The organism is Streptomyces panaciradicis, assembly GCF_023516615.1.
GTDB classification, from domain to species: domain Bacteria; phylum Actinomycetota; class Actinomycetes; order Streptomycetales; family Streptomycetaceae; genus Streptomyces; species Streptomyces panaciradicis.
This window is the reverse complement of the sequence record NZ_JAMGBF010000092.1, coordinates 21741-45209: the sequence shown is the minus strand read 5'-3', so window position 1 is coordinate 45209 and position 23469 is coordinate 21741. Positions and strand designations below refer to the sequence as shown.

17 protein-coding genes and 1 pseudogene are annotated in these 23469 nt (G+C 67.8%); 8 read left to right on the top strand and 10 right to left on the bottom strand.

Features of this window, described 5'->3' with window-relative positions; genetic code table 11:
* The 5 genes and pseudogenes from M8J74_RS27785 to M8J74_RS27765 all read left to right on the top strand — a co-directional run.
* Nucleotides 1-282 (top strand): annotated as a pseudogene (locus tag M8J74_RS27785) (amino acid transporter); the annotation flags it as partial.
* Between the two features lie 108 nt (nt 283-390).
* Nucleotides 391-909, top strand: a complete 519-nt coding sequence (locus M8J74_RS27780) for a hypothetical protein (RefSeq protein ID WP_249839065.1) — start codon at nt 391-393, stop codon at nt 907-909.
* A gap of 94 nt (nt 910-1003) precedes the next feature.
* Nucleotides 1004-1501 carry a GbsR/MarR family transcriptional regulator gene (locus M8J74_RS27775; protein WP_249839064.1) on the top strand — a complete coding sequence of 166 codons (498 nt, stop codon included), beginning with the start codon at nt 1004-1006 and terminating at the stop codon, nt 1499-1501.
* Nucleotides 1502-1524: 23 nt separating this feature from the next.
* Nucleotides 1525-1806, top strand: a complete 282-nt coding sequence (locus tag M8J74_RS27770; RefSeq protein WP_249839063.1) for a hypothetical protein — start codon at nt 1525-1527, stop codon at nt 1804-1806.
* 181 nt (nt 1807-1987) lie between these two features.
* Nucleotides 1988-3487, top strand: a complete 1500-nt coding sequence (locus tag M8J74_RS27765; protein WP_283948671.1) for an FAD-dependent monooxygenase — start codon at nt 1988-1990, stop codon at nt 3485-3487.
* Between the two features lie 85 nt (nt 3488-3572).
* Here M8J74_RS27765 and M8J74_RS27760 read toward each other — a convergent pair whose 3' ends face one another.
* Entirely contained in the window at nt 3573-4745 is a 1173-nt protein-coding gene (locus M8J74_RS27760) for a serine hydrolase domain-containing protein (RefSeq protein ID WP_249839061.1), read from the bottom strand.
* A 120-nt stretch (nt 4746-4865) separates the two neighbouring features.
* On the opposite strand from M8J74_RS27760, the gene M8J74_RS27755 reads away from it, so the two are divergent.
* Nucleotides 4866-5609, top strand: a complete 744-nt coding sequence (locus M8J74_RS27755) for an FMN-binding negative transcriptional regulator (RefSeq protein ID WP_249839060.1) — start codon at nt 4866-4868, stop codon at nt 5607-5609.
* 53 nt (nt 5610-5662) lie between these two features.
* Here the strand turns inward: M8J74_RS27755 and M8J74_RS27750 are convergent, their stop codons facing one another.
* A complete protein-coding gene (locus M8J74_RS27750; protein ID WP_249839059.1) occupies nt 5663-6346 on the bottom strand; it encodes an LmbU family transcriptional regulator in 684 nt (227 codons plus the stop codon).
* A 722-nt stretch (nt 6347-7068) separates the two neighbouring features.
* Here M8J74_RS27750 and M8J74_RS27745 point away from each other — a divergent pair.
* A complete protein-coding gene (locus tag M8J74_RS27745) occupies nt 7069-8328 on the top strand; it encodes an IS701 family transposase (protein ID WP_443744580.1) in 1260 nt (419 codons plus the stop codon).
* A gap of 191 nt (nt 8329-8519) precedes the next feature.
* On the top strand, nt 8520-9257 hold the full coding sequence (locus M8J74_RS27740) for a TylF/MycF/NovP-related O-methyltransferase (protein WP_249839057.1): 738 nt from the start codon (nt 8520-8522) through the stop codon (nt 9255-9257).
* A 69-nt stretch (nt 9258-9326) separates the two neighbouring features.
* Here M8J74_RS27740 and M8J74_RS27735 read toward each other — a convergent pair whose 3' ends face one another.
* The 8 genes from M8J74_RS27735 to M8J74_RS27700 all read right to left on the bottom strand — a co-directional run bounded on the left by M8J74_RS27735 (nt 9327) and on the right by M8J74_RS27700 (nt 23469).
* Entirely contained in the window at nt 9327-10601 is a 1275-nt protein-coding gene (locus M8J74_RS27735; protein WP_249839056.1) for an aminotransferase class I/II-fold pyridoxal phosphate-dependent enzyme, read from the bottom strand.
* A 22-nt stretch (nt 10602-10623) separates the two neighbouring features.
* On the bottom strand, nt 10624-12549 hold the full coding sequence (locus M8J74_RS27730; protein ID WP_249839055.1) for a B12-binding domain-containing radical SAM protein: 1926 nt from the start codon (nt 12547-12549) through the stop codon (nt 10624-10626).
* Nucleotides 12550-12659: 110 nt separating this feature from the next.
* Entirely contained in the window at nt 12660-12932 is a 273-nt protein-coding gene (locus tag M8J74_RS27725; RefSeq protein WP_249839054.1) for a phosphopantetheine-binding protein, read from the bottom strand.
* Between the two features lies 1 nt (nt 12933).
* Nucleotides 12934-14523 (bottom strand): AMP-binding protein, encoded by a 1590-nt coding sequence (locus M8J74_RS27720; protein ID WP_249839053.1) that lies wholly within the window; start codon nt 14521-14523, stop codon nt 12934-12936.
* Nucleotides 14524-14750: 227 nt separating this feature from the next.
* Nucleotides 14751-15521, bottom strand: a complete 771-nt coding sequence (locus M8J74_RS27715) for a thioesterase II family protein (protein WP_249839052.1) — start codon at nt 15519-15521, stop codon at nt 14751-14753.
* Complete coding sequence (locus M8J74_RS27710) at nt 15518-16867, bottom strand: lysine N(6)-hydroxylase/L-ornithine N(5)-oxygenase family protein (protein ID WP_249839051.1); 1350 nt, start codon at nt 16865-16867, stop codon at nt 15518-15520. The genes M8J74_RS27715 and M8J74_RS27710 overlap by 4 nt, the downstream gene beginning before the upstream one ends.
* 126 nt (nt 16868-16993) lie before the next feature.
* A complete protein-coding gene (locus tag M8J74_RS27705) occupies nt 16994-20221 on the bottom strand; it encodes a non-ribosomal peptide synthetase (protein WP_283948665.1) in 3228 nt (1075 codons plus the stop codon).
* A gap of 143 nt (nt 20222-20364) precedes the next feature.
* Nucleotides 20365-23469 carry a type I polyketide synthase gene (locus M8J74_RS27700; protein WP_249839049.1) on the bottom strand — a complete coding sequence of 1035 codons (3105 nt, stop codon included), beginning with the start codon at nt 23467-23469 and terminating at the stop codon, nt 20365-20367.

Sequence of the window (23469 nt, the reverse complement as noted above, 5' to 3'; positions counted from 1 at the left end):
GCCGGCCTCACCGTGCGCGGCGAAGTCCTGCACAACCGCTACCGCGTCCTGACCCTGGAGTCCTCCTCCGTCCCCAACGCCCTGGCCGCGCTCGCCCTCCACGTCCGTGACACCACGGGCTGCATCCCCCACATCTACTTCGAGTGGACCGAGGGCACCCCCTTCGCGAACTTCCTGCGGTTCTTCCTCTTCGGCCAGGGCGAGGTCGCCCCGGTCACCCGGGAGGTACTGCGCGAGGCGGAGCCGGACCGCGCCCGCCGGCCCCGCGTCCACACCGGCTGAGTACGACGCGGGCGACCACGTCAGGATCCCGTCAAGATTCGCCCGCACGCGCTAAGGCCCCGTTAGCCATGCTCGCCGGACCCCGCCCCGGCGCCTAGCGTCAGCATCATGCGACGGAGCGGACCGGCGGGCTCGGCTGGCGACCGCCACTGGCGTGGCAGCGCCCGGCTCGCGACGGGCTGTGCCCTGGTGTTCTGCGCGATGAGCGTGCTGGTCGACTGGGACGCGGGAAGCCTGACACCCCTGCGCGCCCTGCTGTGGGTCGCTCTGTCAGCCGTCGTATGCGCCGTCCTGCTGCCGCCACGGGTGACCGCGGGGCCGGGTTGGCTGAGGGTGCACGCCCCCTGGCGCAGGCAAGTGATCCATACGGACACGCTGACCGCTGTACGGCGGTACGACGGCGTCTCCTCCCACCTGGTACTCCGTGACGTCCACGGCCACACCCTCAAACTCGACCCCCGAGTCCTCACCGCAAACCCGTTGCTCTGGCACGAGCTCGACACAGGCGTCCGCCGCTCCCTCGAACGTGGAACGCTCCGCCATGGAGCCGAGATCATGAAGCGCCTGGGGCAGGACATCGACGACGAGACGACCGAGGCAGTGCTGCGGGCGTCGGGACTTTCCTGACAGAGACGAGCAATTACTCCGTTCCTCACAGCACCCACACCACTGAGATGACAGAAATAAGTGTCATCTCAGCGATAGATGCTAGATTGCCGCTGTGTCCCAGGATGCTCAGCTGATCTTCGCCGACCACGTCGGCCGCTTCTACGCCCGCCATTACGGCTTCCCGCCCATGGCCGGACGCCTCCTCGGGTACCTGCTCGTCTGTGATCCCGCTCAGCAGACGATCGACGAACTGAGCGACGCACTCCTGGCAAGCCGAAGCGCGATCACGGGCGCGATCCGACTGCTGGAGACATACGACCTGGCGCGACGCACCAGGACAGCCGGCGAGCGGATGGACCGGGTCAGCCTCAACCCGACGGGCCGACAGCCGCAGAACTTCGACGCCACCCTCCACCTCGAACACGCGGCACTGTTCCGGGAGGGCCTGGACCTACTCACCGACGCAGCACCTGCGCGCCGGGCCCCGCTGGAAGAGATGGTCGCGCTGGCGGAGTTCCTTGCGGAACGCCTGCCCGCACTGCGGAAGGAATGGCACGCACACCGCGAGGAACTGCGCGCTTCCGGAAGGTTGCCCCAGTCCAACTCCTGACCCCGACAGCCACGGAGAGTCCCATGACCACCGAATCCGACCCGTCCTACCAGTCTGACCTAGCCACCCTGCGCGAGCGCATCGACCGCGGAGACACAGACGCCGCCGACGAGTTGATCGAACTGGCGGCGGAACAAGGCGATATCGGTGAGCTGCGGCGCCTCGCGGAGACCGGTAACTCCACAGCGGCCGATCAGCTCATCGAACTCGCCGTAGAACAGGACGATCTTGCCGAACTGCGGCGTCTGGCTGACAAGGGAAACAGCACTGCCGCCGAGGTTCTGGAAGAACTCGATGATGAATGACGGATGACGCGTCGGAGCACGATTCCCGTCCCGCCGGCGGGACGGTACAAGTCCGCCCGCGGCTTGGTTCCTCCCGGCATGGAGTTGTCTTGACCTGCTGATCCGCCTCCGTGAACGTGGAGGTGTCGGCGAGGTGAGAGGCACGGCGGAATGAGGGAGCAGCGACGTGGGACACGCTGGCATGGACACGGATGTGCTGATCGCGGGCGCCGGCCCGACGGGCTTGATGCTCGCCTGCGAACTGCGCTTGGCCGGCGCCGACGTCCTGGTCGCCGAACAGCTTCCGGAACGGACGGGTGAGTCGCGAGCCGGCGGGTTGCATTCCCGAACCCTGGAGGTGCTGGACCAGCGTGGCGTCGTGGACCGCTTCCTGGCGGCAGGCGACCTGACACCGGTGGGCCATTTCTCCGGCCTCTGGCTGGACTTCGACGAGTTCGAGTCCAGGCATCCGCTCCCGCTGATGATCCTTCAGTCCAGCATCGAACGGCTGCTGGAGGAGTGGGCCGCCGAGCTCGGCGTGCGGGTTCGGTGGTCGTCCGAGGTGACCGGTCTCCGCCAGGACGAAGCCGGCGTGACGGTCGAGCTGCGTACGGCGGAGAGTGCATCCACGACCCTGCGCGCCCGCTACCTCGTGGGCTGCGACGGCGGGCGCAGCTCGGTACGACGGCTGTCGGGCATCGACTTCCCCGGTACTCCGGCGACGATGACCGCACTGCTCGGGGACGTCGAAATCCCGGATCTGCCCGAGGATTTCATCTTCATGCGGCGCTGTCCGGGTGGCCATTTCTCGGCGCTCGCCCTGGAGCCGGGATGGCACCGGGTGATCACCTCCGAGTACGACCGTGTCGCCGACCGGGACGCCTCCGTGACGTTCGAGCAGTTGCGGGAGTCGCTGGTCAGGCTCGCGGGCACCGACTACGGCATGCGCAACCCCAGGTGGATCTCCCGGTTCGGTGACGCCGCACGCCAGGCCGCCAAGTACCGGGAGGGCCGCGTGCTGCTTGCGGGCGACGCGGCGCACATCCATTACCCGGCGGGCGGACAAGGGCTGAACATAGGCGTGCAGGACGCGGTCAACCTCGGCTGGAAGCTCGCCGCTGTGGTGCGCGGCCAGGCCCCGGAGAGTCTGCTGGACAGTTACCACACCGAGCGGCATCCGGTCGGAGAGCGCCTCCTGCACAACACCCGGGCGCAGTCGGCGCTGGCCCGCCCTGGCTCCGAGATGGACGCCCTGCGCGAGGTGTTCGGATCGCTCATGGTGTTCGACGACGTCAATCGGTACCTGCGGGACATGATCACCGGCCTGGACATCAGGTACACGGTCGACGACGACCACCCGCTGGCGGGGCGCCGGGTCCCCGACGCCCCTCTCAAGACGCCCGACGGCGCCATCAGCGTCTACGAGTTGCTGCACACCGCCCACCCCGTGCTGCTCGACCTGAGCGGCAGCGCCGGGACGGCGGCGGTGGCCGAGGGCTGGGCCGATCGTGTCGACCTCGTCGAGGCGCGGAGCCAGGACGACCACTGGCCCGTCCCTGCCGTCGGCGACATCCCCGCCCCCGCCGCGCTCCTCATCCGCCCTGACGGTCATGTCGCCTGGGCCGCCGATTCCGGGGCCCTCGACGCCTCCGGGCTCCGGACCGCCCTCACCGTCTGGTTCGGACCGGCCCTCGGGCGGTGAGGTGCCGCCGTAGGTGATCGGTTCACATGACTGAGCCTCTCTGCCCTCCGACGAGGGGCAGAGAGGCTCAGTCATGTGTCCGGTGTCAGGTCGTGGGGGTGCAGTACTCGGCGTTCACTACGGAGAGGACGGTCTCCGCTCCCCAGTCGGCGTTGTAGTCGAGCGTGAGTTGGTGGCGGCCGTCCTCCGTGGTGGCGGCCAGTGTCAGCCACCCCGGCATGCCACCGTCGTGATACCAGAGAGTGGTACCGCAGCCGAGGTCGAACCGTTCGATGCCGAGGCCGTAGGACGCGCCGGGGAAGTCGGGGTTGGCGACGGTCGTCTTCATCTCCTTCAACTGCAGCGGCGGCAGCAGCTTTCCTCGCATGAGGGCTCCGTAGAACCGGTTCAGGTCCGCCGCGCTGGAGATGATGTCGCCGCTGCCCCAGAGCTGGGAGCCGTTGAGCTCGGTCACGTCGTCGATCCGGTCCGGCTGGGAGGGGAAGAGCCTGGAGTAGCCGCGGCTGCTGGGCCGGGGCAGCCGGACACGGTTCCCGGGAAGGGACGTCGCCTTGAGCCGCAGGGGCTCGATGATGCGCTCACGGACCTCGTCCTCGTACGACCTGCCGCCGGCCTTCTCGACGATGAGCGCGGCCAGAACGTCGTTGGTGGTGGAGAACGAGTGCCTGGCGCCGGGCGCGAACAACGGCTGGTGGTCCAGGGCCACCTTGACACGCTGCTGGGGGGTCAGGGAGTCGTACCGGTGGCGGAAATAGCCGTCGCCCGCCAGGTATGTCTCGCCGTATGCCTGGTCGTTCAGGTAGTCGAACAGCCCGCTGGTGTGGTTCAGGAGCTGCCGCACGGTGATCTCACGGCCGTCGTTGCCGTTGCCGGAGACCAGGCCCGGCAGGTATCGGTCCACGGCGTCGTCGAGATCGAGCCGCTTCTCGGCCTCCATCTGAAGCAGGATCGTCGCCACGAATGTGTCGGTAATGCTGCTGACGCGGAACCGGTCGTTCCTGCCGCGTGGCGTACCCGTTCTGAGGTTCCCGACGCCTGACGCCGACTTCCAGACGCCGTCGGCATCGCGCGCTTCGGCGGTGATGCCGGGGACGCCGCCCCGCACGGCCGCGTCCATCGCCAGCTGTGTCGCCCCATGACCGACCGGCACGGAGGTCGTGTCCCACGATGCCTGCGCGGAACCTGTGAAGGCGGTTGCCGACATCGCGAGCACCGCCAGACCCACCACGCCGGTCCTGGATCTCTTACGTATCGCCATTCCCTTACTCCTTTGATGGTCCGTCCACCCATTCATCCGAAATTGCGCATGAAGACCGGATGGATTTGTTCTGGCGGTTGTGACTCTTTGCCTTCATTGCGTCGCCGAGGATGACGGGTCATGATGGAGAACCCGATTGTCCCGTCGACAGGACATCTCGACGGAAACTCAAAGCTTTCCGTCGCAATTCCGCAGCCTCTCATGAAAGGTGAGTGCTGTATGTTCGTCCCCAGCGATTACCGGGAACCGGACGTTTCATGGATGATCGACCTGATGCGCGGCAATCCGCTGGCGCTGATGGTGAGCAACGGAACTCCCACCGACGGACCGTACGCAACCCACCTTCCGGTCATCACCGATCCTCGGTGGGAAGGACCGGCCGCTGCGGACTTGGCCGGCATGCGCTTGCTGGGTCACCTGAACCGTGCCAATCCGCACTGGGCGGCGCTGGAGACAGGATCAGTCGTCCTGCTGACATTCACCGGACCGCACGCTTACGTCTCCCCCGCCGTCTACGACATCACACCGGCCGCTCCGACGTGGAACTTCACGTCGGTGCATGTGCACGGCGTGCTGGAAAAGATCGATACGACGGAGGAGACACTGGGTGTCGTAGAGGCGACGGTGCGGGCATTCGAGAAGGAGTTCGGCCACAGCTGGGACATGAGTGAATCCGTCGACTATTTTCGAAAGATAGTGCCCGGTGTCGGCGCTTTCCGCCTTCAGGTCACCAGGGCCGAGGGAATGTTCAAGCTCAGTCAGGAACAGCGGCCGGAGGTCCGCGAACGGGTGGTGCGGTCGTTCGCGGGACGCGGATGCACCCGCCACCGGCAGACGGCGGATCTCATGAGCCGCCTGCCGTAGCGGTCCTGGCCGCGTGGCGGGTTCGTACCTCATGCTGCACGGACCCGCCACCTTCACTGGGCCGGGAGGACGCCCCCGCGTGCCTCCAACGCCCTCGCCGTACGACCCAAAGGCAGCTCGACCTCTTCGAGCAGCTGTTTGGCGGCGGCGTCGAGAGTGGCCGTCACCCACTCCTCCAGCTCTGCGCCGGCATGGGCAGCCGCCTTGTGCCACCACTGGAGCCGGTTGTCGGGCACGGCCAGCCGACGTGTCGTCGCCACGACGCTGGTCGGCTGCGAGGTGCCCGCACGCTCCGCCCGAATGGCATCGCGCAGCTGCTTGGTGTTCCACTTCATCTGCTCGGCACGATCGAGCCAGGTCTCCTGATCGTCGACGGGCAGTGAGGCCAATTCGGCGTGGTGCTGGAAACTGAGCGCGGGCCGCCGCCGGTGCAGTTCGAACCGCCGGGAGACCCAGGCGTAGTTGCGCAGCGTCTGATACTGCAGGCCGGCCGCGCGAATACCGCGGTCATAGCGGTCGGCGTACTGGTCCTTGCCGTAGATGAGCCAGTCCCCGAGCCACCAGGACGACGAGTTCAGTAACCCGGAAAGCTGGCGCCCAGCGCGCTCCCACTCCTCGAAGGAGAGTCCTGCGGGTATGTGCAGCCCCACTTTCGTCGTGAGTACCTGTTCGCGCCGCGATTCCGCACCGGCGGTTTTCCTCGCCCTCGACACGGTCTCTGTCGTCTCATCGAACATGAGCGTCTTGGTGTCTCTGTGTCCCTCGGCCTGACTAGTCATCACGCCTCCGTGGTAACGCGCCTTTAAATCGGCTGGTTCGCGATGGCTTTCCGCTAGATACAGAAAGCGTTCCCCGTTCCTGCGCAGACCTCACCACGGCCGCCGGCACCGCGCGTAGATATGTCCGGACTACCCCGATGAACCTGAACCGGCCATTGCACGGGTTCCTCCGCAAGGTCGAGATGACCAGCCGCCGCGCTCCCGAGTAGATCCCCACAGCGTTGCGCAGTTCAAGGACCTGGGCGCCTTCGAACACTACTTTGCGGAGTTCGAACTTCTTAATGGAATCTTAGCGCCCTATTCCACTGAATGGCGCGATTTGAGGGGGCAGTCCGAGCCCGTCGCGTTCTAAGTCGGCCATCGGCACCGCCGTGGCACATCGCCCCACCGAAGCCGAGGGACTCCATTCCTCCCAGGTCACCGCGTTTCGACCGCAGCGCCCGAAGGCCGCAACGGAGGGGTGGACGAGCCACCCTGGCAGGAAGGCAGGCGCCTTGACCAGGAAGACGTGATCCGAATCCGGCCATCTTCGCATGGTCGTGTACTCCTCAACTGCTTACCGGCCCGGGACGCCAGGGCGACTCAAGCCACGCCCGAACAACGCCGACGAGTGACGCCGCACTGATGTTCGCCCTAGACTCCCTCCAACGCTCAGTAAGGTCGGGGGAGTTATAAGCGGCATGGATGCGGTCCAATCAGACGACTGGTCGACTTCGAGCCACGCGGCTTACGCGAACGACTCAGAATTGGCCTTGGACCGATACAGCGGAACGATCTTCAAGAGCCTGCGCCGAATCGACCAACGCAAGTGGGCGCACGCCTATCTGAAAGGCCTGCTCGTCACTCCGGGCAAGAAGTCGGTGCGCCGGCTCGCCGCCGCGATCTCCCGCGACCCGTCCGTCGCTCAGTCGCTGCGCCAGTTCGTCAGTCTCAGCCCGTGGGACTTCGACGAGGTGATGACCGAACTCACGCACTGGGTGGCCCAACAACGCCCCCAGCCGGTCTGGTCGATCGGCCGGGCCGTCCTGCCCAAGCGCGGTGACCGGTCCGTGGGTGTCCATCGCTACTTCGACCTGTCCTCGGGCCGCACGCTCAACTGTCAGCTGGGGCTGGGGGCGTTCCTGTGCGTGGGCGACGCACAGGTACCCGTGGACTGGTGCTTACACCTGCCCGCGACCTGGACAGGCGATTGCGGGCGACGCATGGAGACGCGCATACCGGACTCCGAGCAGTACCAGCCGCTGTGGGCACAGGCACTCAGACTCGTCGAACGGCTGTCCGCTCGCACCGACTCGGCGTCCTCGGTCGTCCTCGTCGACATGAGCGACGAACCCGACGTGGGGTGGCTCTTACACGGACTCGCCAGGCGCCGCCGCGATTTCGTCGTCGCCGTACCACCGCACCTGGCGGTGGTGCCCGCGGGCGAGAAGGCCCCCGCGCCCGTGGGCGCGAGGACCCTCGTCCACGGGCAGAGCCAGGAGAGGGCCGTCATCGGCCTGCCGGACGGACAACAGCGCAGCACACCGTTCCAGACGTCGCTCGTGCATGTGCCGGGCAGCTCTCAAGGACGCTCCCCCGGTCCTGTCTATCGGCTCTACGCCGAGGTCGGCTCCGACCACCCGCGCCCGCTGTGGCTCACCAGCCTCGCCCACCAGCCCGTCGCGGAGGTCGGCTCGATCGCCGCACTCCAGAACGGGACGAGGTACGCGATCCGCTCCATGCAGCGGGACTTCGGGCTGCTGGACTTCGAGGGACGCTCGTTCCCCGGCTGGTACCACCACATGGCCCTCGTCTCCGCCGCGTACGCCTTCCAGCGCTTGCACGGGCCCAACTCCTTGGTGGCGTCCCGCCGACGGGACATCCAGTCTCCTTGCCACACGGCGCATGAGCGCCGCCCGGGGAGAGGGCGGACCGGGAAGAGTCCTCATACGTCGGCCTGAGGATGCTCTCCCCGCCTGTCCCGCCGGCGGGACAGGCGGGCGAACAAGCGGCGCCGGCGCCGCGACGGAAAACCGAAAGCCACGGAATTCACAGCGCTATTTTCACGTCGGCGAATACCGACCTGTTCTCCATTGTCACGCGGAACGGTCGTCTGTACCGTCCTCGTCAGTGAATCGAGTCGAGGAGGAACATGGACAACGATGCCACCGAAGGCCTGCTACCAGTGCTTCCGGAGCTCAGTCGCCTGCTGCCTGACCTCAGCGGAATGGACGTCACAAGCCTGCTGACCGACTACGCGCGCATGGCGAAAATAATTTCCGTCGTGGACGCGGCCCGCTTTCTGGAGGAGAATTTCGCGTCGGCGCAGAATCTCGGCGGCCGGGAGAATCTCCTACGGCATGCCTGCCTCTCCGTGAGGATCGAGGGCGACGTGCTCGAGTTCGGTGTCATGGGCGGCCAGACTCTGAGCATCCTCTGCGAGGAGTTCGAGGATCGCACCGTGCACGGTTTCGACTCGTTCAAGGGGCTGCCCGAGGACTGGACACACGACAGTCCCGTCGGCACGTACAGCACGGAGGGGAGGCTGCCGACCGGCCTTCCGTCGAATGCGCAGCTGCACGTCGGCCTGTTCGAGGACACTCTGCCGAAGTACCTGGCCGGCACCGACGAACCGGTCGCTCTCGTGCACATCGACTCGGATCTGTACTCCAGCGCCCGCACCGTCCTGTTCGGACTCGCCCCACGGCTTCGTGCGGGGTCGATCGTCGTTTTCGACGAGTTCCTCAACTACCCCGGGTGGCGCCAGCACGAGTACCGCGCCCTGATGGAGTTCGTCGACGCGTTCGACGTCGATTTCCACTACTTCTCGTTCGCATCGAGCTATCTGTCCGTCGCGGTGCAGCTGGACTCGGCGCCCAAGGTGAGCTGACGTGCGGCAGCCCGCTCCAGGGCGGTCTCCCGACCGCCCTGGAGCGGGCTGCCCATGCTGGCTGCAACGTCAGGGCGCGGCGCTTCCCGCGCGCATGTCGTCCAGCGCCGAGGCGATCACCTCGACGCCGGCGGCGATGACGTCCGGATCGGGGGTGATGCTGATGCGGAAACACTGCCGGGGGTGGCGTCCGAGGCCCGGGCTGTCGCCGACCTCAGTGAAGAAGTGCCTTCCCGGCACGACGAACACCCCTCTGCGCTTGAGCAGCTCGTACAACCGAAGATCGTCGAACCAGTCCTCGTCCACCCAGACCCAGCAGAACATGCCCCCTTCGGCGGCGTGCAGGTGCCAGGAGACGTCCTTCGGCAGTGCCCCTGCCAGCAGCGACTCGACGAACTTCCGTCGCTCGGCGTAGAAGGGGCCGATGACCGACGCGACCAGCGAGTCGAGCACATCGGACCGCAGCGCGTGGGCCAGCGCCGACTGCACCAGTTGGGGGGCGTGCAGCGTCGAGTTGGACAGGAACGACACGATCGGATCGATGTGGCGTTCGTCGGCGATGGCGAAGCCCAGGCGCTCCCCGGGAAGCCCGGCCTTCGAGACCGAGAAGACATTGATGACGCGTTCGTCCCACACCGGCGCCATCGACGGTCCACCGATACCCGGGAACGGAGCGCCGTAGGCGTTGTCGATCACCAGCGGAACGTCGTGGCCCCGGGCGACCGAGACGAGTCGCTGTATCTCCTCGGGCGACGCACAACGGCCGGCCGGGTTGCTCGGGCTGGAGAACAGCATGAGCCCGACGTCCGTCAGGCTCTCGAGGGCCGGCAGATTGAGCAGATAGCGGAAGGAACGGTCGCTCTCCAGCCGCAGGAGGGGCTCGACTCCCCGGATTCCTCCGGGGGTCAGGGAGAGTCCCTGATAGCCGGTGTAGTCCGGGGTGATCGGCAGGACCAGCTTGGTGTCTCTCGTCGCGCCCGCCCCGGTGAAGAGTGCCGCGGCGATGAAGCAGATCATCTGACTGCCGGGCCCCACCACGATGTTGCGCGGCCCCACGCTCCAGCCGTAGCGGTCGTTGAAGTATTCGGCGATCGCGTCGACGAGCGTCGGCAGCCCGCGAGACGGTCCGTAACTGCAGCTGACCTCACCGAAGGAGGTGGCCAGTGCCTCGGAGGTCACCCGCTGCCAGGTCTCCATGACCTCGGGTATGGCCGCGGGGTTTCCTATGCCGAGGTTGAGCCACTCCGTTCCCGTGTCGGAACCGGTGGTAGTGGCTATGTCGTCCATGATGAGCCGGAGTCCGGACAGACTGGCCATCTTGCTTCCGGATCGGGACAGCTCCACGAGATCGCGTCCTTTCTGACGCTCAGTCAGCGACCGTGGCCGAAGCGGCGTCGGGAGAGTGGACCTCGACGAAGGGCAGGATTTCGCGGAAGCGCAGGACGGTGCCGTGGCAGTAGTTGGCGTTGTGCTCGAGGCTGCGCTGCGGCATGTACGGCATCTTCTGCCGCGCGTGATGGTTGACGCTCACCTTCATCCGTCCTGACGCGGCGTCGCCCCGCGCGCCGGCGTCGAGCATCTCGCGCTCCATCAGCAGCCCGGCCAGCTCCGGGGAGACCTCCAGGATGAAGGTCTCCGCGTCGCCCAGGCCGTCCACGGTGATTTCCGTGAACGCGTAGTCCGGAACGCTCACCGGTTCGCGGTAGATGTACGGACGTGCCAACAGGTCCATCTCGAATGCCTGCCGGGCCATCGGGTCCGACCACCATTCCTGGGTCGTGACGTAGTCGACCAGCACCCTGTCGAATTCCTCGCGATGGGTGCTGAGGATCATGTGCCCGATCTTGCCGCTGAGGAGCACATCATAGTTGGTCAGGTCGGCCAATGACCGGGAGATGAGGTCGAGCACCTCGGAATCCGTCCGCTGCCGCATGAAACGCGCGACGCTGTCGAACAGGTCGCCGTAGGAGACGATGCCGGCGGCGTCGAGATAGCCGGAGAGCAGGAACAGACCGCGCATGTTGTAGATCGTGTGCATCGCGTGGTAGAGCCAGTACGCATCGCGGCATTCTTCCTTCGAGACCCAGTTCGTGGCGACCACGACCTCGGCCTCGGACACGTCGCTCGGCACGGGTTCCGTGGTCAAGCCGTACTCTTCGACCTGGTTGTACATGGGCGTGTTGTGCAGGAGCAGCTGCGGATAGACGATGACGGTGTCGGCGTAGGACCGGCACAACTTCGTCAGACCGTCCCTGAACGACTCGGGGGTCTCGCCCGGAAGCGGCCAGATCAGTTCGACGTAGGAACTGATCTGCTTTTCCCTGAGCGTGCGCTGCAGTTCGACGAAGGTCTCTTCGCGGATGTTGGACCGCTCGATGAGTTTGAGAGCCTCGGGGTTCAGCGTCTGCAGCGAGATGGGCTGGGTCACCATGAGGTCGCCGCGGACGAAGATCTCGGTGATCTGCGCCATGCGTTCCGGCCGGTTCTTGGTGGCCGCCATGTAGACGACCAGCGGATAGCCGACTTCCTTCTTGCGCTTGACGATGTGCTCGGTCATCTCCACGTCACGGGGCGACTGCCCCCAGTTCGCGTCGGCGATGAAGAGCCCGGAGAGCCCGTTGTCGGCGATCCAGTCGAGCTCGGCCCTGATCCGCTCCTCCTCGAACTTGATCACCTTCGAGTTGGTGGCCGCGCCCCAGTAGCAGAAGGTGCAGCGGAAGGGGCACCCACGGTTCGTCTCCAGAATCCCCATGCTGAACTCGCGGCCGTCGAAGACACCGTTGAGGAAGGGGGAGGGAATCTCCATGAGGTTGCTGATCCGTGGCGCCGGTTCCGTGGTGACGAGTTCCCCGCCGGACCAGAAGCTGAGTCCGGGGACCTGGTGGATGTCGGGCGTCGTACTGTTGAGCTGCCTGAGCAGCTCCACGGACGTCCGCTCTCCCTCTCCGTTGCATATGTAGACGTTCTCCGGAGCGTCCGCGAGGTAGGTCGCGGCGTGATTCATCACCTGCGGCCCGCCGAGCAGGTAATGGGCGTCCGGCTGCCTCTCCCGCAGTTCCTTCAGCAGCCAGCTGACCAGCTTCATGTTCCAGATGTAACAACTGAAGGTGTAGACGTCCGCGTACTTCCCGGCCAGGTCCTCCAGCAGCTTGTGCCGGTCGTCGGTCACCGGGTACGAGACTATTTCGAAGGTGTGGGCCGGCCCCACCTCGATGTCCTCCTGCGCGCACGCCTGGATGTAACCGGAGGCGAGCGGCAGGATGTTCTCATAGGTGGGGATTTCGACGAGCACGACCTTTCTGCGCTCCCGGTTTCCGTTCCCGCCTCTAGTCGGGATACTTTCGATGAGCATTCCGGACCTCCGACCCGAATCCTGTGCCGCTGTCTCGTCGCATTGCGTGGCTAGGCAGGCTGCCCGGGCGTCCCGCTGTCCTCGGCGACCCACTGGTCGATGCGTCCGGCCAGTCCGGCGAGGACGGGGGTGTCGATGAGCACCCGTACGGTGAAGTCGATGTTCCAGACGCGGCGGGCCTCCAGCACCACCTTGGTGGCCAGCAGCGAGTCCCCGCCCAGGCCGAAGAAGTCCTGGTCGCGTCCGACTTTGTCGATCTTGAGGACATCGGCCCAGATCGTCGCGAGCCGGCGTTCCGTCTCCGTCTCGAAGTCGCCTTCCATGTCACACCCCTGTCTGCGCTGACGTCTGGCCATGAAGGTGAATGCCGGCAAGTGTCCGGGCGACCGCCTTGCGGTCCGCCTTGCCGCTCGGTGTGCGGGGCAACTCCGGCAGGACCGTGACGGAGACGGGCACCGAGGGGCCGGGCAGGAGGTCGGCCAGGGCGGCCAGCGCCCGGCCGGCGTCGAAGACGCCTTCCTCCGTGTCGACGGTGACGGCCGCCCGTAGTTGACGGGACCCTTCCGCGACCTGGAGGGGAACGCACACCGCTTCGGTGACACCGGGCTGTTCGAGCAGACAGGCGTCCACCTCGAGCGGATTGACCCGGACTCCGCGGATCTTCACTTCGTTGTCGGCACGGCCGACGTAGTGGATGACACCGTCCTCGACACGCACCAGATCCCCGGTGCGGAACGCCCTGTTGTGGCCGTGCCGGGTGAGGTCCAGCGGGATGTACCGCGCCGCGTTGAGGCGGGGCTGGTTGAGATAGCCGGTGGACAGGGGCAGGCCCGCCACCAAGAGCTCCCCCACCCCCGGCTCGTCCTGGTCGCCCGGATCGATGATCGCCTCGCAGCCCGGCAGCGGGCTCCCGATCGGCGGCAGCGTCGGCCACTCCTCCGGCGGCCCGGTCAGCGTATGCGCGCTGACCATGGCGGACTCGCTCTGACCGTAGTGAATGTTCAGCCGGCAGCCCGGCAGCCGGCGGAAGAAATCCCTGAGGACCGGCGTGCAGACGAGCTGTTCGCCGCCGAGGTTCACCTCCTGGAGGGCGAGGCCGTCGAGCGAATCGGCGGCGGCGGCGACGGTGGTGAGCATGTTCAGTGCCACGTACGGCAGGAACAGACGCTCGATGCGGTTGTCCGCGAGCCAGTCGAGCAGCGCGATCGGGTCGCGCCGCAGCGGCTCGGGCATGATCACCAGTGTTCCCCCGCCGCACAGCGTGCCGAGGACCTCCTGGAACCAGACGTCGAAGTTCAGCGGCGTGAACTGGGCCGTGCGCAGATCGGGCCGCACCGAGTGACTTCGCTGCCAGTGCGCCATGTTGTCGATGGAGCGGTGCGGCAGGGCGACACCCTTGGGCAGTCCTGTGGACCCGGAGGTGTAGATGATGTACACAGGCAGGTCCGGCCGGCAGGAATGCGGCGGCATGGCCGCCTCGCCCTGGTCGGCCGAAGCGGGCATCGGCGGAATGCGCAGGGACCGCGCGCGGGTCGTGAAGGCGGGTTCCCGGTCGGCGTACAGCAGCAGACCGGCTCCGCTGTCGGTGTGCATGTGCTCGAGGCGCTTGAGCGGATAGTCGGCGTCGAGCGGCACGTACGTGGCACCGACGTACACCGTGGCCAGCATTGCCGCCACGATCGCGGCACTTCGTGAGCCGGTGATCGCCACCCGGTCACCCGGACGGATGCCCTGCTCCACGAGAACCGCGGCGATACCGCCGATCCACCGGCTCAGCTCACGGTAGGTCAGCTCCCGACCCTCGTCGCAGACGGCGATCTCGTCCGACCGCTGTGCCGCCGTCGCGGCCAGTGCCTCGAGCAGGCACGGCGGGTCGGCCGGACCGCCCCACAGTGAGGGGAGCGGTCGGAGCACAGTCAGCGCTGTCGGTTTACTTGCCATCTGCCATCCCTAGGCCGAGGACGCTCATGAAAACTGTGCGTGAGTTACTCGAGAGAGAATTACTGGATTCGACGCGATGTTCCCTGGCTCGGTTTCCGACGACCGAGCGGATGGCACCCTCAAAAAGGGGCGGTGATGACATCACGGACCGATACGCATTCCCATGCCACCGAAATCAGCTTACCACGACACTGCACAGGTCAACTGGCGGTCGATGTACGGGACTTGAGGCCATCCAATACGTCGCTGAGATCCGCCAGCAATGCGGCTTCTTGGGCCCTCAGATAGAAATGCCCGCCGGGCAGCACGCGGAGCCGGAAGGTCTCTTGCGTCAATTCGCCCCAGCGGCGCATCTGTTCCGGGGTCACTTCGGAATCGGTGTCACCGGTGTAACCGTAGACCGGACAGTCGAGCAGGGGCCGGGGACCGCCGACGTAGTCGTCCACCAGGTGATAGTCCGCACGGACCGCGGGGAGCACGATCTCCCGCAGGTCGGGGTCGGCGAAGACCGCGGCCCGGCTCGCGTCGAAACCCACGACATGCGCGATGATCTCGTCGTCCGTGCCGGAGATCATCTGCCGGCCCGCCAGCGCGTGTGTCGCCCGCCTGCCGGACACGCACAAGGCGGCCGGAGGGCACCCCCACTCCTGGAAACGCAGTGCCACCTCGTGCGCCACCGAGGCCCCCATGCTGTGACCGAACATCACCAGCCGATGCCGCGTAAGCCCACCGAGCGCATTGGCTATCTCGTCCGCGAGGGCCTCCAGCCGGGGCGCGAACGGGTCGCCGAACCGGTCTTCCCGGCCCGGGTAGCGCACGGCGAGCACGGCGACGTCCGACGGCAGGCCCAGGGCCCAGGTGCGATACGCGCTCGCACCGGCACCGGCCGCGGCGAAGCAGAGGAGTTTCGTCTCGCAGCCGTCGCCGTCGCGGTAGCGGCGCAGCCACCGATCCTCCCGCGGGTCACTCATCGAAGCGTTCCCTTTCCGGCCTCGGCCAGGACCGTGTTCCCGTCGTTCGTCTCCGCGCGCCGGGCGACGATCGAGTCGACGATCTCACCGCTGCGCACCGCGATGTTGGACAGCAGTGAGGAGGTCAGACCGTGGGTGTGTTCGGTACCGCCCTGGAGATAGATGCCGCATCGCATGTCGGGTGCGGTGACGATGCGGTAGTCCCGCTCCACCCGGTACCGGCCGGCCTCGTCCCGCAGGCAGTACTGGTCGAGATCGCCGAGCAGCTCCGTGGGCTCCATCGCGTTGTAGCCCGTCGCACACACGAGCAGGTCGAAGTCGAGTTCACGTATCTCGCCGTCGGGGCCCTCCTGGAGGGACACGCGCGTCTCGGCGCCCGCGCGCTTGACGCCGGTGACCCTGGTCAGGTTGAGGAACTGAAGACGGCTGACGCCCCGTACGTCGTCGTCGTAGGACCTGCGGTACAGGTCCCGGATCACCTCGTCGTCGACGACCGAGTAGTTGGTGTTGCGGTGGTACCGCCAGAACGCCTCCCGCGTCTGCTCGCTGCCGAAGTAGTACTCGTCGACAGCACCGAGGTCGAAGACCTGGTTGGCGAAGGGGGTGTCGTCCGCGACGGAGTAGCCGTAGGACGGAACGATCGCGCAGACCTCTGCGTGCGGCAGCTCGTCGTACAGGAACCTGGTGATCTCGGCGGCGCTCTGGCCCGCTCCGGCGACCGCCACCCGGCGGAGTTCCCCGGGGTCCGTGCGGCGGTACTTCTCCAGGAACTCGGAACTGTGCCAGACACGTTCGTCGCGCTCGGTGCCCTCGGGCATGCTCGGAACCAGGCCGGTGGAGATCACCACGTTGCGGGCCTCGACCACGCGGCCGGGTCGGCCGGCGGTGTCGGCCACTTCCAGCAGCAGACGGTCCGACAGCTCCGGAGCGGTGCCCGGCTGCCTTCTGATCGACGTCACCTCGCTGCCGTACACGATGCGGTCGGCCACCCGTGCCTGCGCCCACTCCAGGTACTGGTGGAACTCCTGGCGTGTGGGGAAGAAGTCCTGGTTGTTGACGAACTGCGGGAGCCGCCCCGCCGCGTGCAGATACGCGACGAAGCTGAAACTCGACGTCGGATTGCGAAAGGTGACCAGGTCCTTGAGGAAGGATATCTGCATGGTCGCCGACGGCAGCAGCATGTTGCGGTGCCAGCCGAAGGACGACTGACGCTCGAAGAAGAGGCTGCTGATCCTGTTCTCCGGGCCCCGCGCCCCGAACTCCTGAAGGGCGATGGCGAGCGACAGGTTGGACGGACCGAACCCAATGCCGACCACGTCGTAGATCTCGTTTTCACGATTAGTCATAGAGAATTCTCCCGCTGGCATTTCCATCGGTCGCGCCGCCAACGTAGACCCGGCACGATGAGCCATTCAAGTACGCCTGCCGCATTCATGTCCCGCCGACGGGACACGAATTCACTTGTGAAATGCTCAGAGGGCTTCGCCGTCCTTGGTCCTCCTGCGCAGCGTCGGGCGGCTCGACCGGGCGAGGTCCTTCCACCTGTCCGACAGACCCGCGATGGTGCGTGCCGCGAACAGGGTGCGGATGGACACCTCGAGACTCAGCTCCGCCCGGATCAGACCGACGACTCTGATCGCTCGCAGCGAGTTGCCCCCGAGGTCGAAGAAGTCGTCGTCGATGCCCACTTGGTCAAGTTCGAGGGCGTCGGCGAAGACCGCTGCCAGCACCCGCTCGGTGTGGTTGCGGGGTGCCCGGTAGGTCCCGTCGTCGACGGCGGCTGCCGGCAGCGATGCCCGGTCCACTCTTCCGCCGGCCGTCAAGGGGAGGCGTTCCAGCACCACGAACACGGACGGCACCATCGCCTCGGGCAGCCGCTCCGCGACGTACCGGCGCAGTTCCTCGGCCGGGGGCCGGGCTGCGCGCTCACTCACCGGGACCACATAGGCGACCAGCCGCCGTTTTCCGGAGTCGTCCGTCGCGGCGACCACCAACGACTGGGCGAGACCGGTGTGTTCGGACAGCACCTCGTCGATCTCCGTCGACTCGACCGGAACCCCGCGTATCTCCGTCTGGGTGTCTGCCCGGCCGACGTACTCCAGGCGGCCGTCCGCACTCCATCGCACCCGGTCCCCGGTCCGGTACATGCGCCCGCCCGCCGGACCGAACGGGCAGGGCACGAACCGCTCCGCCGTCGGCCCGGGCCGTCCGGCGATCCCACGGGCGAGGCCGGCGCCCGCCGCATAGAGCTCGCCGGTCACGCCGGCGGGCACCGGCGCCAGGCCCGGCCCCAGCACATAGAGGGCGGTGTTGTCCGCGGGGCGGCCGACCGCGCCGACGTGGTCCGGCGGGGCGTCCCCTGCCAGGCGGTGGGTCGCGGAAAACGGCGTCGTCTCCGTCGGGCCGTGGCCGGTCACGACCATGAGCTCGGGGCATGCCTCACGCACCCGTCGTACCGCGGCCGAGGACACACGCTCGCCGCCGGTCCACACCTCGCGCAAGCCGGCGAGGCTCTTGGGATGCTCTGCCGCGATTGCCGAGAACAGTCCCACGGGCAGCCACAGCGCGGAGAGCTCGTGCACCGCCCGCAGTTCGGTCAGCGTGTCGACGTCCAGTTCGCCGGCAGGAGCCACGACCACTCGGCCGCCGTTCAGCAGCGGCGCCCAGAGCTCGAGGGCAAGCGCCTCGGAGGTGTGCGACGAGTGCCACAGCACGGTGCCGCGGCCGCCTTCACGCCATTGCCGATCCATGACGGAACGCAGCAGGTTGCGGTGTGTGACGGCGACCCCGGAGGGTGATTCGTCCGGTCCGGAGCCGTACGTGACGGCCAGCAGGCCGTCCGGGTGCAGGGAGATGGGTGCGCCGTCGTCTCCTGCGGCCTCAGAGGCGATCTCCTCGAACCGGATCACCGGAACGTCCGGATCGGCGCAGAGCGCATCGACCGTCGCCGCTTCGGCGAGCAGCAGGCGCACCTCGGCCTCCCGCGCCACCGGCCAGATTCGTTCGGGGGCCGCCGCCGGGTCGACGGGCAGGTAGGCTCCGCCCGCCTTCACCACTCCCAGCAGTGCGACGGCGAGGTCGACCGAGCGAGGCAGTGCCACGGCCACGACCGTCTCGGGTCCGACGCCCCGGCGACGCAAGGCCCCGGCCAGGCGGCCGGACCGCTCGTCCACCTCGCGGTACGAGAGGACCGTCTCCCCGGACACCACCGCGACGGCGTCGGGATCCCGCTCCACCTGGCGGGCGAACAGCTCGGGGACCGTCAGCCCGGGGACCGGGACTTCCGTGCCGATCGCTGCCGTGAGCACCTGGTCCCGCTGGGCGCCCGCAAGCACGTCCAGCGCGCCGACCGGCAGTTGCGCGTCGGCGGCCAGCAGGGCACGCATGTACGCGATCAACTCCAGGCCGACAAAGCGCAGTTCAGCCGCGGAGTACAGGGTCGCCGGGGCGTCGAGACGCAGGAACAGGTCGCTGTCGGCGCTTCCGTCGGTGTAGACGCCGATGGACAGTTCGTCGAAGGCGCCGGTCGTGGCGCCGAGGTGACGCGCGGGGCGGCCGGCGAAGTGGAGTTGCTCCGCGAAGTCGACCACGTTGATCACGGCGCCGAAACTGCCGCGTCCGCTCAGGCCGATGCCGCTCGCGCGCTGGATGTCCGAGTAGTGACAGGCGATGTGGCCGAAGATCTCGTACGTCTCGTCGACCACCGCGTCGGCGATCTCCCCGAAGGTCGCGCTGAGCGGAACCCGCACGCGCATCGGCACCACGTTGACGGCCAGCCCGGGTGTGCTGCTCGCCGCCCCGGTCCGGTTGGCCACGGCCATCGACATGAGGAACTCCGGGCGGTCGCAGCGGTGCCGGAAGTACACCGCCGCGGCCGCGGTGAGCAGCGACGACATCCACACGCCCAGGGCCTTCGCGGCGTCGGTCCAGGTGTCCGCCTCCGCGCGCGGAATGGTCAGCGTGCGGCTCACCATGCCGATGGCGTCGGCCAGTTGCCCCCAGCGGTCGGCCGTGCCGGTCCGCTCGGACAGCGCCCTTCGCGCGTCCTCGGGCAGGGCGACGCCCGGGACCTGTGCGGGCCCGGGCGCGTTCGCCAGGTAGGAGCGCCAGAACTCGATGTCCTCGGTGAAGGCCGGGGAGTCGCGGTACCGCGTCGCCTCGGCCGCGAACGGCTCGGCGTCCCACGGCTGCGGCAACTCCGGTATCCGCACGCCCCGTACGAGCGCCGTGTAGACCTCCGCGAGGCGCCGTGACAGCAGGCCGCCGGCGCCGTACCCGTCCGAGACGAGGTGGTGGTAGGCGACCACCACCAGGGAGCGGGCCGCCCCGAGTCTCACCACTCCCAGCCGGAACAGCAGATCCCGTTCCAGGTCGAACGGCTGCCTCACCAGGTCGGCCAGCGCCTCGCGAGCAGCCTGCTCGGGATCGGCCGTGTCACCGACATCCATGAAGAACGGCTGCCAGTCCTCCAATTCCCGGGGCACCTGCCGCAGTTCGCCGTCCACTTCGACGAAGTTGACGCGCAGCACTTCCGCCTCGCCGAGTACATGCCGGAAGGCGGATTCCATGACCGCCGTGTCCAGTTCACCGTCCACGTCCCACATGAACAGCGCGTGGTTCAGCGTGTCGGGGTTCATTTTCTGCGCGAGCCACATTCCCTTTTGCGCAGACGACGCACCGAACGAGCGCACACGGATCATCTCCTCAAGCGAACAGGCCCGGGATTCGGTGGAATTCGAGATCGCCTCCACCTTCACGGACGGGGGAACAGCCGGTCAAGACAATGGCGTTCGGGGACCGGCCGAGCTGTCGGCCGGCTCGGGGTGTCCCGCCGACAGGACAGTTACCGGGCGCGGAAAGAGGAGACTATGTGCCCGGTGATCAGCCGCGCGGTCGGGTATTTCAGCGCCATGTTCGCCCGGAGCCGGAGCCCGGTCGCCGCGGTCAGCCGCTTGCTCAACTCCACCGACAGCAGCGAGTCGAAGCCGAGATCCTTGAACTCCTGGTCGGGGTCGATCGCCTCCCCGGAGGGGTGTCCGAGCACGACGGCGATCTTTCTCAGGACATGGTCCAGTACGAGTGCCTCCGCGTCTCGTTCGGAGAGGGTGGAGAACGCGTCCGGCAGGGAAAGAGGCTCGTCATCCGCTGTCGGCAGCTCTGCCTCGGGCAGCTGTGCCGTCGCTCCCGGACGGGTGGAGTTCAACCAGTACCGCTGTCGCTGGAAGGCGTACGTCGGCAGTTCCACCCGTCGGCGTGCCCCGAAGAAGGCGTCCCAGTCCACGCTCCCGCCCCGGACGTACAGCTGGGCCAGCGAGCCGAGCAGTGCCTCCGCCTCTCCCCGGTCCCGCCGTGCCGAGGACAGGACGAGCGCGTCGTCGAGGTCCTCGACGATCTCCTGCACCGGGACGGTCAGGACGGGGTGCGGGCTCATTTCGACGAACACCCGGTGGCCGTCCTCGGCCAGTTGCCGGACGGATGTTTCGAAGAGGACCTTCTCACGGAGATTGTCGTACCAGTAGACACCGTTCAACTTCTCGGTATCGACCTTTTCACCACGCAGGGTCGAGTAGAAGGGCAGTGTCGACGACTGCGGGCGTATGTCGGACAGGGGCCCGATCACCTGGTCGCGGACTCGGGCGACCTGATGGGAATGGGAGGCGTAGTCGACCGATATACGCCTGGCCTGAATGCCCTCCGCCGTCATCTTCTCGACGAATTCATCGAGGGCGCCAGGCTCACCGGACACCACCACGGAGCGGGGGCCGTTGACGACAGCGACGCTCACCCGGTCGTTCCAGGAGGTGAGGCGCTCGGCCACGAGTTCCGCGGACGCCTGGACCGACGCCATCCCGCCATGGCCGATGAGCCCCAGCAGGGCCTTGCTGCGCAGTGCCACGATCTTGGTCGCGTCGCGCAGCGACAGTGCGCCGCAGACGTGGGCGGCGGCGATCTCGCCCTGGCTGTGTCCGACCACGGCACCCGGTTCCACTCCCCAGGACCGCCACAGGGCGGCGAGGGACACCATCACCGAGAACAGCGCCGGCTGCACCACGTCGATCCGGTCCAGCGTCGGGGCGCCTTCCGCACCGCGCACCACGTCGGTCAGCGACCAGTCGACCCACTCCGCCAGCGCGGCCGCGCACGCGTCGAGGCTGTGGGCGAACACGGGGAAGGCGTCGTACAACTGCCGTCCCATGCCGACCCATTGGGATCCCTGGCCCGGAAACATGAAGACGGTGCCGCCCAGCTCCCCGGCCGTCCCGCGTACCACCGCGGCCGACTCGGTGCCGTCGCGCACCGAAGCCAGTCCGCTCAGCATCTCGTCCCGGTCGCGGCCCAGGACGACGGCACGGTGTCCGAAGGCGGTCCGGCTGGACACCAGCGACCAGCCGGTGTCGGCGAGATCCATTGCCGGGTTCGCCTCGACGAAGTCGTGCAGCCTGCCCGCCTGCCGTCGCAGCGCCGTCGTGTTCCTGCCCGACACGGTCCACGGCACCAGACCGCCGGCGCCGGCCTGGCCGGACCCGGCCGGCTCCTGGGGCGGCGGCGCCTCCTCCAGGATCACGTGCGCGTTGGTGCCGCTGACGCCGAACGATGACACCCCGGCCCGCCGCGGGCCGTCCGTCCGGGGCCACTCGCGGCCCTCCAGCAGCAGTTCGACCGCGCCCGAGGACCAGTCCACGTGGTGTGAGGGGGTGCGCACATGCAGGGTCTTCGGCAGGTGACCGTGGCGCATGGCCTGCACCGCCTTGATGATCCCGCCGACCCCGGCCGCGGCCTGGGCATGACCGATGTTCGACTTCAGAGAGCCCAGCCACAGCGGCCTCCCCTCGGGCCGGTCCTGTCCGTAGGTCGCGAGCAGTGCGCCGGCCTCGATGGGGTCGCCCAGCGCGGTTCCGGTGCCATGGGCCTCGACCAGGTCCACCTCCCGGGGCGCGATCCCCGCGTCGGCCAGTGCCTGCCTGATCACCTTCTGCTGGGCCAGACCGTTGGGTGCGGTCAGGCCGTTGCTGGCGCCGTCCTGGTTGACCGCCGTACCGCGGACGACGGCCAGGACCGGGTGGCCGGCCCGACGGGCGTCGGACAGCCGCTCCAGGAGCAGTACGCCTACTCCCTCGGCCCAGCCGGTGCCGTCCGCGCCGTCCGCGAAGGACTTGCACCGCCCATCGGCCGCCAGCCCGCGCTGCCGCGAGAACTCCACGAAGATCGCGGGCGTCGACAACACCAGCGCCCCGCTCGCCAGCGCGAGCGAACACTCCCCCGCGCGCAGCGAACGTACCGCCAGATGCAGGGCCACCAGCGACGACGAGCAGGCGGTGTCCACGGACAACGTCGGCCCGGTCAGGCCCAGTTCGTACGCCACTCGGCCGGAGGCAACGCTCAGCGCGCTCCCGTGCATCAGGTAGCCCTCGAGCTCGTTCCCGCCGCCCTCCAGGAAGCGCGAGCCGTACTCGGAGGAGCTCACCCCGGTGAATACACCGACGTCGCTCCCGCGCACCTGTGCGGGCACGATGCCGGCCCGCTCGAAGACCTCCCACGAGGTCTCCAGGAGCAGGCGCTGCTGCGGATCGATGGCCATCGCCTCGCGCGGGCTGATGCCGAAGAAGCCCGCGTCGAAGGCGGCCACGTCCGTCAGGAATCCGCCGTGCCGCACGTACGAACAGCCGACCGTGTCGGGGTCCGGGTCGTACAGGTCGCGCCAGCCGCGGTCCGTGGGGAACTCGTCCACCGCGTCCACGCCGTCGCGGACCATGTCCCACAGTTCCTCGGGCGAGGTCACGCCGCCCGGGTAGCGGCAGGCCATGGCCACCACGGCGACCGGTTCGCCGTGGGCGGCTCTGAGGGCCTCGTTCTCCTGCCGGAGGCGGTCACGTTCCTCCAGCAGGGTGCGCAGCGCCCGTTCGACCCGGTCCCCGCCAGCCGCCGCGCGGTCCGCGGAGTCGTCCAT

Bases quoted from the DNA above. Each gene is read 5' to 3' on its own strand.
- M8J74_RS27780 (WP_249839065.1), top strand. From the start codon at position 391: ATGCGACGGAGCGGACCGGCGGGCTCGGCTGGCGACCGCCACTGGCGT.
- M8J74_RS27770 (WP_249839063.1), top strand. From the start codon at position 1,525: ATGACCACCGAATCCGACCCGTCCTACCAGTCTGACCTAGCCACCCTG.
- M8J74_RS27765 (WP_283948671.1), top strand. From the start codon at position 1,988: ATGGACACGGATGTGCTGATCGCGGGCGCCGGCCCGACGGGCTTGATG.
- M8J74_RS27760 (WP_249839061.1), bottom strand. From the start codon at position 4,745: ATGGCGATACGTAAGAGATCCAGGACCGGCGTGGTGGGTCTGGCGGTG.
- M8J74_RS27755 (WP_249839060.1), top strand. From the start codon at position 4,866: ATGATGGAGAACCCGATTGTCCCGTCGACAGGACATCTCGACGGAAAC.
- M8J74_RS27750 (WP_249839059.1), bottom strand. From the start codon at position 6,346: ATGTTCGATGAGACGACAGAGACCGTGTCGAGGGCGAGGAAAACCGCC.
- M8J74_RS27745 (WP_443744580.1), top strand. From the start codon at position 7,069: ATGGATGCGGTCCAATCAGACGACTGGTCGACTTCGAGCCACGCGGCT.
- M8J74_RS27740 (WP_249839057.1), top strand. From the start codon at position 8,520: ATGGACAACGATGCCACCGAAGGCCTGCTACCAGTGCTTCCGGAGCTC.
- M8J74_RS27725 (WP_249839054.1), bottom strand. From the start codon at position 12,932: ATGGAAGGCGACTTCGAGACGGAGACGGAACGCCGGCTCGCGACGATC.
- M8J74_RS27715 (WP_249839052.1), bottom strand. From the start codon at position 15,521: ATGAGTGACCCGCGGGAGGATCGGTGGCTGCGCCGCTACCGCGACGGC.
- M8J74_RS27710 (WP_249839051.1), bottom strand. From the start codon at position 16,867: ATGACTAATCGTGAAAACGAGATCTACGACGTGGTCGGCATTGGGTTC.
- M8J74_RS27705 (WP_283948665.1), bottom strand. From the start codon at position 20,221: ATGATCCGTGTGCGCTCGTTCGGTGCGTCGTCTGCGCAAAAGGGAATG.
- M8J74_RS27700 (WP_249839049.1), bottom strand. From the start codon at position 23,469: ATGGACGACTCCGCGGACCGCGCGGCGGCTGGCGGGGACCGGGTCGAA.